8 protein-coding genes are annotated in these 8,267 nt (G+C 73.1%); 2 read left to right on the top strand and 6 right to left on the bottom strand.

Going from position 1 to position 8,267, the window contains the following annotated elements:
- Positions 1 to 23: 23 nt before the first annotated feature.
- The 5 genes from VGH76_RS21425 to VGH76_RS21405 form a co-directional block, all read right to left on the bottom strand.
- The gene (locus tag VGH76_RS21425; RefSeq protein ID WP_331558747.1) at positions 24 to 1,979 is read right to left on the bottom strand and encodes a primary-amine oxidase; all 1,956 of its coding nucleotides are present in this window, start codon (positions 1,977 to 1,979) and stop codon (positions 24 to 26) included.
- Positions 1,976 to 3,532: an APC family permease gene (locus VGH76_RS21420; RefSeq protein WP_331558746.1), complete on the bottom strand. Its 1,557-nt coding sequence runs from the start codon at positions 3,530 to 3,532 to the stop codon at positions 1,976 to 1,978. Before VGH76_RS21420 ends, VGH76_RS21425 begins: the two co-directional genes overlap by 4 nt.
- Before the next feature lie 168 nt (positions 3,533 to 3,700).
- On the bottom strand, positions 3,701 to 4,102 hold the full coding sequence (locus VGH76_RS21415; RefSeq protein ID WP_331558745.1) for a hypothetical protein: 402 nt from the start codon (positions 4,100 to 4,102) through the stop codon (positions 3,701 to 3,703).
- A gap of 87 nt (positions 4,103 to 4,189) precedes the next feature.
- Positions 4,190 to 4,504, bottom strand: coding sequence for a DUF4326 domain-containing protein (locus VGH76_RS21410; protein WP_331558744.1), 315 nt, complete (start codon positions 4,502 to 4,504; stop codon positions 4,190 to 4,192).
- Positions 4,504 to 5,736: a cysteine desulfurase-like protein gene (locus VGH76_RS21405; RefSeq protein ID WP_414637777.1), complete on the bottom strand. Its 1,233-nt coding sequence runs from the start codon at positions 5,734 to 5,736 to the stop codon at positions 4,504 to 4,506. Before VGH76_RS21405 ends, VGH76_RS21410 begins: the two co-directional genes overlap by 1 nt.
- 193 nt (positions 5,737 to 5,929) lie before the next feature.
- On the opposite strand from VGH76_RS21405, the gene VGH76_RS21400 reads away from it, so the two are divergent.
- A complete protein-coding gene (locus tag VGH76_RS21400) occupies positions 5,930 to 7,060 on the top strand; it encodes an MFS transporter (protein WP_331558742.1) in 1,131 nt (376 codons plus the stop codon).
- A gap of 20 nt (positions 7,061 to 7,080) precedes the next feature.
- Here VGH76_RS21400 and VGH76_RS21395 read toward each other — a convergent pair whose 3' ends face one another.
- Positions 7,081 to 7,746: a hypothetical protein gene (locus VGH76_RS21395; RefSeq protein ID WP_331558740.1), complete on the bottom strand. Its 666-nt coding sequence runs from the start codon at positions 7,744 to 7,746 to the stop codon at positions 7,081 to 7,083.
- A gap of 173 nt (positions 7,747 to 7,919) precedes the next feature.
- Here VGH76_RS21395 and VGH76_RS21390 point away from each other — a divergent pair, with 173 nt between their 5' ends.
- Entirely contained in the window at positions 7,920 to 8,108 is a 189-nt protein-coding gene (locus VGH76_RS21390; protein ID WP_331558739.1) for a hypothetical protein, read from the top strand.
- Positions 8,109 to 8,267: the final 159 nt, after the last annotated feature.

Raw genomic sequence — 8,267 nt, 5'->3', positions numbered from 1 at the left:
CGAGAGTGCCGCTCGCACCGGCCCTAGTGGCAGGCCTCCGCGTTGCTCGGCGGCAGGTCGAGCGCGGGGTTGCCGTCGAAGAACCCCGAGGGCCGGAGCATGAACCCGATCGTCGACACCGGCATCACCGGCCAGTCCTCGGGGCGGACCACGTGGTGGGCGCCCATCGTGTACCAGACGACGACGTCGGTGCCCTCGAGCGGACGGTCGGCGTCCAGGTAGCCCGGCAGGCCGGTCCCGCGCGGCGCCTGCAGCGGGTAGTCGCCCGCGGCGAAGCGCTGCTCGGGGTCGTGGGCGGTGACCCAGACGGTGTGCTCGGTGAACCCGGAGCGGGGCGCGAAGAGCGCCTCGGGTGAGTACATCGGCGGCACCGTCGACCCGGGCATGAGCGCGTACGCGGTGGGCGCCCCGGTCGGTCCGGTCTGCGTCGTGCTCTCGATCTTCCAGAACCGGGCCTTCTCCGGCGCGGTGTCCCGGGCCCCGACCGCCTCGGAGGTGACCGGGGTGCGCGTCGTCACCCAGGCGTTGCCGTGCGGGTTCGCCGGCCCGGGCGGCGAGGGCACCGAGTCGACCTCGACGACGGTGTTCGCCGGGCCGTCGACGGTCATGTCGAGACGCACGCAGAAGAAGTGCTGGTGGTTCGGCCCGTAGAGCCCGGGCGCGACGAGCGTGCCGTGCTCGGGCACGGTGCCCACCGGCACCGCGCCGGTGGAGATCACGCCGGTCAGCTTGACCTCGTACTCGATGAGGCCGTCGTTGTAGAGGTACCAGAAGTAGCCGTACTCGTAGTTGCCGACGGTGACGATCGAGGAGATCACCAGGCGGCGCCGGCGGCGGACCTCGACGGCCTCGGTGCGGAAGTCGGTGTGCTTCCACGCGATGCCGGTGTCCTCCTCGTGCATGCAGATCGCGTTCGGGATGGTGACGGCGGCGCCGTCCTGGTCGTTGACGACGCCGTCGAAGTAGCGGATGTGCCCGACGCAGTCACACCCCAGCGTCAGCGGGTTCGCGAGCCACCCGACGCCGTACTCGCCCTGGTCGAAGACGTTCTTGAACCGGTGCGTGGGCGCCGGGTCGCCGTAGGGCACGTACATCTCCGCGAGCGAGGCGCGGTGCAGCACCGGGCGCCGGGTGCCGCGGTCGTCGTAGGAGACGTCGTGGAGCACGAGGCCCTCGCGCGGGGTGAACCCGATCCGCAGGTGCCACTTCTGCCAGCTCACCGCGTGCCCGTCGACGGTGAAGCTCGGCCCGTCGGGCTGGGTGATGTCGATGGGCTTGATGTCGTCGCGGATCGTCTCGACGCGCGGGACGTTCGCCGCGTCGTGGATCCAGGGCTGCTCGTAGTTGGCGGGATGCGGCGGGAGGTCGACGACGCCGAAGTCCTGCACGTCGACCACCTCGCGACGGTCGAGGTCGACGGTGACGACGAGGCCCTCGACGGGCCGGGCGTAGCCGTGCTCCCCGGGCGCGGCGCGCAGCCAGGTCAGCGGCCGCACGATGCGCCGCGCCGAGGGGTCGTCCTCGGGCCCGGTCCACGACGAGGCCCAGGGGTCGATCATCGCGAGGTCGAGGTCGGTGATGCCGCGCCGGCGCATCGCCTCCTGCCAGCCGGGGTCCGCGCGCACGATGTCCTCGGTGGCGAAGAACTCCTCGGCCATCACGGGCGCCTGCACCCCCGGGCGCGGCCGCCACGACAGCACGCTGCTCTCGGTGAGCGAGACGACGGCCTCGTAGAGCATCGGCTCGGAGCGCTCGTAGAGCACGATCTCGGCCTCGCGCGGCAGCGGGTGCTCGGCGTCGTACCCGGCCAGCGCGGTCTTCGAGGGCTCGTGGAGGTTCACGAACACGAACCGGGCGCTCTCGGTGAGACCGCGCGCGTCCTTCAGCAGCGCCGACGCCGCGGCGACCTCCTCGGCGGTCAGCGGCTCGAGGGGGTGGACGGCCTCGGTGGCGGTGCGGGGTTCGTCGAGAGCGGTCATGCCTGGGCCTCCAGATCGGACACTGACTGATCGGCGTCGAGCACGGGGTCGGAGAGGGAGAAGTGACCGAGCCCGGCGTAGACCTCGGGGCGGCGGGCGCGCAGGACGAGGGCGACGACCACCCCGCCCACGAAGATCACCAGCGGTACGTAGGGCAGCAGCGCGATGAAGGGGACGCCCTGGGCCGCGGCGAGCGCGTCCCGGTTGTCGATGAGCAGGTAGCAGGCGCCGACCATGGCGGCGCACCCGATCACCGGCGCGAGGAGCGTGCTCCACACCCGGAAGCCGTCGCGGGCCGTCGTCAGGAAGTACCGGATGATCGCGACGCAGACCAGGGCCTGGACGGCGAGGATGCCGAGCACCCCGAGCAGCGGCGACCAGGTGCCGAGCTTGGTGAGGGCGCCCTCGGTCGAGGGGTCGTAGAGCACGAAGCCGAGCATGTAGAGCGCGACGACGACGGTGGTCGTGGCCGAGGCGACGCCCGGGCTGCGGTGCTTCGAGGTCCGGCCCAGCGCCCGGGGCAGCACGCCCTCACGGCCGAGCGCGAACAGGTAGCGCGACGAGGTGTTGTAGAAGGCCATCGCGCAGGCGAACGAGCTGGTGACCGCGAGGATCTCGATGATCACGGTGAGCCAGCCGCCGACGAAGCGGTCCGAGAGCGGGTAGAACGCCGAGGCGAACACCCCGTTGAGCTGGTCGGACACCGCCTTGACGCTGCCGGTGAGGCCCCAGCCGGTGACGAAGGCGTACGAGACGATCATGTAGAAGATGCCCAGCCCGACCACCGAGCCGTAGGTCGCGATCGAGGCGATCCGGTGCGGCTCGCGCGACTCCTCCGCGTAGTTCGGCGCCATCTCGAAGCCCACCCAGGACCAGAAGGCCGCGAACAGCGCGATGCCCGCGGCGCCGGTGCCGAAGATCTGCAGCGCGCCGGGGTTGTCGAAGATCTGGACGGGGTTGAAGGGCTGCGGCGAGAAGCCCTCGGCTCCGCCGTGGACGAACACCCCGACCGACAGCACGATCAGCGCGAGCACCTCGGCGACGAGCATGACGCCGAGGACCTTCGCGGTCAGCTCGATGTGGAACCACGCGAGCAGGCTCATGATCGCGAGCCCGATCGCCATGTAGACCCACGCAGGGACCGCGAGCCCGGTGAAGGCCTCCACGGTCGTGGCGGCGAAGTAGCCCATCACCCCGATCACAGCGCCGACGAAGACCATGTAGCAGAGCGCGATGAGCAGCCCGGATCCCAGCCCGATGACGCGGCCGAGCCCCCGGCTGGCGAACGTGTAGAAGCCGCCGGCGCTCGTGACCCGCCGCGCCATCGCGATGTAGCCGACCGAGAAGATCGTCAGCGACACCGTGGCGATGAAGAACGCGGCGGGGGTGGCCCAGCCACCGCCGTTGACCGAGACGGGGACGTTGAACAGCATCGCGGTGAGCGGGGCGGCGCCGGTGACGATGCAGAAGAGCACCGAGGGCAGCCCCAGGGCGTTGTCCGCGAGGCGCCCGTGGTGTTCCGGAGGCGCGGTGACGGACTGTGTCGCGGTCATGGAACCTCCGAGGCGCCAGTGGGTGATGATTCGCCCACTCTCGGAAGCGACTGTGACCTCCGCATCACCGAAAGGCAACGCTCCGCTCACGGGCACGGTCCACGGGGTGACGGACCGGACGATCCGGCCTCGGAGTGAGACAGCGCGGGCGACGGTGCCCGCGAGGAGTCAGACCTGGCCGGCCAGCGCGGCGCCCCCGCCGTCCCGGGCCCGCGCACGCAGCGTGGGCGCGACGAGCACGATGGCGACCACCGTGAGCACCAGGTACACGACGTTCGCCACGACGTAGCCGGTGGACAGCGTCGGGTCGGTGAACGCGAGGATCGAGAACGCACCGCCGATCACCCGGATCACCACGCCGGCCCACATGGCCGCGCGCGCACCCGTCGCGAGCCAGAGGCCGAGGACGATCAGGGCGAGCACCCCGAAGACCAGGGTCAGGGTGTTCGCGAAGGCGGGCGCGTCGTCGGGCGCCGGGAAGATCCAGGGGCTGAGCAGGTCGACCAGGCCGAAGAGGGCGAACAGGACGACGCCGGTCATGACGGACGGGCGCCGGACGAGAGGAGTCATGCCCAGCGAGAGTGAGCCGCGCCACGGCGCGTGTCTGCCGTAGTGGACTACTGCGTCGCGCGCTGTCGGACGCCGGTGCACCGACGGCTACGGGTCGCCGCCGGCCGCCACCCGCAGCAGCACGTCGGCGTGACACGGCTCGTCCTCGGCGCACCAGCACGCGAGGTCCTGCCCGGCGAGCTCCGTCCGGGCCTTCTCGACCAGGTCCGGCCGTTCCGCGAGCCACCGGCGGTACAGCGCGATCATCGCGTCGCGGTCGAGGGTGACCTCGACGTCGTCGTCGGTCCTCACCACGGCCCCGAGCCGGAACGGGTTGCCCCACGCCGACGGGCGCGCGACGGTGATCGCGCCCTCGGGCTTGCGCCAGCCCTTCGCGCGCCGCAGCCGGATGCGCTCGGGCATCAGGCGCCCGGTGCGGGCGGGTCGGCGGGGAGGACGGCGGCCAGGCCGTCGAGCAGCCGGTCGACGTCCTCGTCGTCGGAGTAGGGCGCGAGCCCGATCCGCAGCGCCCCGTCGTCGCCCAGCCCCAGCCGCCGCGACGCCTCGAGCGCGTAGAACGACCCGGCCGGCGCGAACACCCCGCGCTCGGCCAGCCCCTCGTGAGCACGACGACCGCCGCCGGGCACCTGGACGAGCAGCGTCGGGGTCCGGTGCGCGGCGCGCGAGAGCACCGACACCCCGGGCAGGCAGGCCAGGCCGGTCTCGATCCGCGTCCGCAGCCGGTCCTCGTGGGCCTCCACGGCGGCCATCCCGGCGACCAGCCTTGCCCTCCGATCGCCGTCGTCGGGACCCAGCGACGCCAGGACGTCCACCGCGGCCGTCGTGCCGGCGAGGAGCTCGTAGGGCAGCGTGCCGAGCTCGAAGCGTTCCGGGACGGCGTCGGTGGAGGGCAGCAGCTTGTCGGGGCGCAGCGTCTCCAGGAACGCGGGGGTGGCAGCGAGCACGCCGCAGTGGGGGCCGAGGAACTTGTAGGGCGAGCAGAGGAAGACGTCCGCGCCGAGGGCGGCGACGTCGATCGCCGCGTGCGCCGTGAGGTGCACCCCGTCGACGACGCAGAGCGCCCCGGCGTCGTGCACGCGCGCCGCGACCGCGGGGATCGGCGGGCGGGTCCCGACCAGGTTGGACGCCCCCGTGACGGCGACGACCCGGGTGCGGTCCGAGAGCTGCGCCGCGACGTCGTCGGCGTGCAGCTCGGTGGTCTCCGGGTCGAAGTCGACCCACCGGACCGTCGCCCCGACCCGCTGCGCCGCGAGCACCCAGGGGCGGATGTTGGCGTCGTGGTCGAGGCGGGTGACCACCACCTCGTCGTCGGGACCCCAGGACGTGGCCAGGGTGCGCGCGAGGTCGACGGTGAGCGCCGTCATGCTCCGCCCGAAGACGACCCCGCGCGGATCGGCGCCGAGCAGGTCGGCCATCGCGGCCCGCGCGCCGAGGACGACCTCGTCGGAGAAGCGTTCCGCGGGGGTGGTGCGGCCGCGGTTGGCGATCGGCGCGGTGAGGGTGTCCGCGACGGCCTGCGCGACCTCACGCGGGACCTGGGAGCCGCCCGGGCCGTCGAAGTGCGCGTAGCCGCGGTCGAGGGCGGGGAAGCGGGCGCGCAGCGCGGCGACGTCGTAGCCGGTCACGCGGGTCATCCTGCCGCGAGCGGACCGCCGTGGCCGCGTCCCCCGGCCGATCGGGCGGGGGTGGGCCCGCAGCGATCCGGGCACACTCCGATCGATCCACTCGCGACGCGGACGGAGGCTCGTTATCAGCGCGACGACCGGGACCTCGGCGACGTCGCGGCGGGGAGGGCTGCGCGGTCCGGCCGCGGCCGCCGTCGTCGCCGTGGCCTTCCTCATCACGATGCTCGGGGCGACGCTGCCGACCCCGCTCTACCCGATCTACGAGCAGGAGCTCGGGTTCGGGGGCGTGATGGTGACGTGCATCTTCGCCGCCTACGCGGTCGGCGTCGCCGCCGCGCTCATCCTCTTCGGCCGGCTCTCCGACCAGGTCGGACGGCGAGCGGTCCTGCTGCCCGGCCTCCTGCTGGCCGCGATCTCCAGCGCGGTCTTCCTCATCCCCGGTGACGTCGCGACGCTCTTCGTCGCCCGGGTGCTCTCCGGGCTCTCCGCGGGGATCTTCACCGGCACGGCGACCGCGACCCTGGTCGACCTCGCCCCCGAGGGCCGCCAGCAGCGCTACAGCCTCGTCGCGGCCGCGGTGAACATGCTCGGGCTGGGGCTCGGCCCGGTGCTCGCCGGGGCGCTCGCGCAGTACGCGCCGGCACCCCTGTACCTGCCGTACGTGGTGCACATCGTCCTGGTCCTCCTCGTCGGGGTGGCGCTGTTCGCGATCGCCGAACCGATCACGCCGGCCGGGGGCCCGGTGTCCTTCCGCCCGCAGCGGGTGTCGGTGCCGCCGGAGGTGCGCGGCGTGTTCGTGCGCGCCGCGATCGCCGGGTTCGCGGGCTTCGCCGTGCTCGGGCTGTTCACGGCGGTCTCCCCGTCGTTCGTCGCCCAGGTGCTGCACATCTCGAACCACCTCGTCACCGGGCTGGTGGTGTTCACGCTGCTCGGCTTCTCGACGCTGGGGCAGCTCGCCTCGGCACGGCTCGGCGAGCGGCCGGCGCTGTTGGTCGGCGCGGCGGCGCTCGTCGTCGGGGTGCTCGTGGTCGGCCTGTCGGTGGCGGTGGCGTCGTTGTGGCTGCTCGTGGTCGGGGCCGCGGTGGCCGGGGTCGGCCAGGGGATGAGCTTCCGCGCGGGTCTCGGCGCCGTGAGTGCGGGCAGCCCACCGGAACGGCGGAGCGAGGTGGCGTCGAGCTTCTTCCTCGTGCTCTACGTCGCGATCTCGTTGCCGGTGATCGGCGAGGGGATCGCGACGGCCGCGTTCGGACTGGTGGCCTCGGCGGTCGCGTTCTCGATCATCGTGGCGGTTCTCGCCGCGATCGCGTTCGTCAGCCTGCTGCGCCTGCGCTGAACGTCCTCACGGGCGCCCTTTCACACGCCCACCAGGCACTCGGCGCTGCGGCCGCTCCAGGAGACCCGGCCCTGCTCGGCGAGCTCGCCCGCCGAGCGTCGGCCGGCGAGCAGCAGCAGGAACGCCTCGGCCTCGGCGTCCACCTCGGCGATCGCCACTGCCGGACCGTCCCCGAGCCGGACCGTCCGGTCGATCTCCACGGGTCCGCCGGGCCAGGCCCGCACCAGCAGCCGCAGACAGGTCGGGCGCACGCCGGTGCGGGTGAGCAGCCGCGGGACGAGCCCACTGGCCAGCCGGCACGCCTCGAGCGCGGCCGGCGCGACGGCGTCCGGGTCGAGCTCGAGCCCGAGGGCTTCGTGCAGGTCGTGGGCGTGCAGACACATGTCGAGGCACTGCGCCTCGAGCACCCGACCGGAGGGCGCCGACGACCGCACCGCGCGCTCGGCCCGGTCGTGTGCTTCGGTGAGCGCCTCGCGCAGGCGTTCGGGCCCGGCGTAGTGCACCCCGGTGAGGTGGGTGACCAGGTCGGTCACGTCCGTCCCGCCGGTGTCGAGCGCCGACGAGGCCATCGCGGCGGCCGATCCGGAGGGCACCAGCGGGCGCGACCAGTCCGCGTCGTGCAGGCCCCCCACGACGTCGTCGGTGGCGTCCCACAGCCGCAGCAGCGCCCGGCTCGCGTCGTCCATCCCCATCACCCCGCCCTCGCGGACCTCTCCGGAGAACGGTAGTGATCCAGGCCACACCGGGCAACGGTGCCATGCTGCGGGCGTGGAGCCGTTCGAGGTGCTGGCCGCCGCGGAGCTCGCGGTGCCGGAGGTGACGCGGCGGGTGATGTTCGGGCGCGACACGCTGCTCGCGGATGGCCATCCGTACGCCTTCCGCGACGGCGATCGGGTGGCCGGTCAAACACCCGACGGCCGCCGACCTCGTGGCGGCCGGCGAGGGCGTGACGCCGACGATGGGCTCCCGGGCCATGCGGCAGTGGGTCTCGGTGGCGGTCGAGGAGTCGGGCGATCTGATCGCCGCAGCACGGCGTCATGCGGTGTGATGCAGATCACTTCGCGGCGGTTGGTCGACCTGGGCTGATGTGGGCGTGACTGTCGGACTCTCGAACTAGTGTTCGAATCATGGCAGCGGTGGTGGACGCTCCCGACGGGGCGGGCGGTGCGGGTGGTGCGGGTGGGCGGTTCGCGGACCCGCGTCCCGG

It is taken from the genome of Actinomycetospora sp. (assembly GCF_036497585.1).
In the GTDB taxonomy this organism is placed as follows: Bacteria; Actinomycetota; Actinomycetes; order Mycobacteriales; family Pseudonocardiaceae; genus Actinomycetospora.
The sequence above is the reverse complement of the archived record's forward strand: the minus strand, read 5'-3'. Positions and strand labels throughout refer to the sequence as shown.

Excerpts from the sequence above, each read along its gene's own strand:
- VGH76_RS21425 (WP_331558747.1), bottom strand. The coding sequence starts at position 1,979 with ATGACCGCTCTCGACGAACCCCGCACCGCCACCGAGGCCGTCCACCCC.
- VGH76_RS21420 (WP_331558746.1), bottom strand. The coding sequence starts at position 3,532 with ATGACCGCGACACAGTCCGTCACCGCGCCTCCGGAACACCACGGGCGC.
- VGH76_RS21415 (WP_331558745.1), bottom strand. The coding sequence starts at position 4,102 with ATGACTCCTCTCGTCCGGCGCCCGTCCGTCATGACCGGCGTCGTCCTG.
- VGH76_RS21410 (WP_331558744.1), bottom strand. The coding sequence starts at position 4,504 with ATGCCCGAGCGCATCCGGCTGCGGCGCGCGAAGGGCTGGCGCAAGCCC.
- VGH76_RS21405 (WP_414637777.1), bottom strand. The coding sequence starts at position 5,736 with ATGACCCGCGTGACCGGCTACGACGTCGCCGCGCTGCGCGCCCGCTTC.
- VGH76_RS21395 (WP_331558740.1), bottom strand. The coding sequence starts at position 7,746 with ATGGACGACGCGAGCCGGGCGCTGCTGCGGCTGTGGGACGCCACCGAC.
- VGH76_RS21390 (WP_331558739.1), top strand. The coding sequence starts at position 7,920 with ATGGCCATCCGTACGCCTTCCGCGACGGCGATCGGGTGGCCGGTCAAA.